Origin of the sequence: Aliivibrio sp. S10_S31 (genome assembly GCF_014694495.1) — a bacterium.
In the GTDB taxonomy this organism is placed as follows: Bacteria; Pseudomonadota; Gammaproteobacteria; order Enterobacterales; family Vibrionaceae; genus Aliivibrio; species Aliivibrio fischeri.
This window is the reverse complement of sequence record NZ_JAAUWR010000110.1, coordinates 1-523: the sequence shown is the minus strand read 5'-3', so window position 1 is coordinate 523 and position 523 is coordinate 1. Positions and strand designations below refer to the sequence as shown.

Annotated in this window: 1 protein-coding gene; it reads right to left on the bottom strand. The window is 33.7% G+C overall.

Features of this window, described 5'->3' with window-relative positions; translation table 11 throughout:
* Positions 1-241: 241 nt before the first annotated feature.
* Complete coding sequence (locus HC728_RS19830; protein WP_017019179.1) at positions 242-388, bottom strand: hypothetical protein; 147 nt, start codon at positions 386-388, stop codon at positions 242-244.
* Positions 389-523: the final 135 nt, after the last annotated feature.

Sequence of the window (523 nt, the reverse complement as noted above, 5' to 3'; positions counted from 1 at the left end):
ATAACGCTGGCATAACACGTTTATTACTGTGCCAACCAACCTGAATTAACCGCCCTAATCACAAAACCCAAGGCAAACCTAGAACGCCGAGTGTAATAAATCGTGTTGATGCGATTGTTATAACCATCTGATAATGTTACTGAAACCGTAACTGCTTACCTTCAACATTATAATCACGAACTTGATCATCTTATTTCCAGCAGTCATTTTCTTTGGCACCGATAACAATTACTTATTTGCTTTATTTTTTCTTCGTAACAATAACGTAATTGATTAAAGTTAATCCAATGACAAAACACCAAAATTGTAAGCTAGGTAACACCGTTGAAACAGAGCCAACAAGTAAACCAGAGCCAAGTCCAATTGCAATTTTTTGAAGAGTTGTCATTTTCAAAGTCCTTTTTTATTCAATGATTACTAAATAGCTACAATCTATCGTATGAAATCTATTCTAGCTAAATTACCATTTAACCTATTAATATTTAAGTGTATTTGAGAACTATCTCAACTAGGTTATAACGCC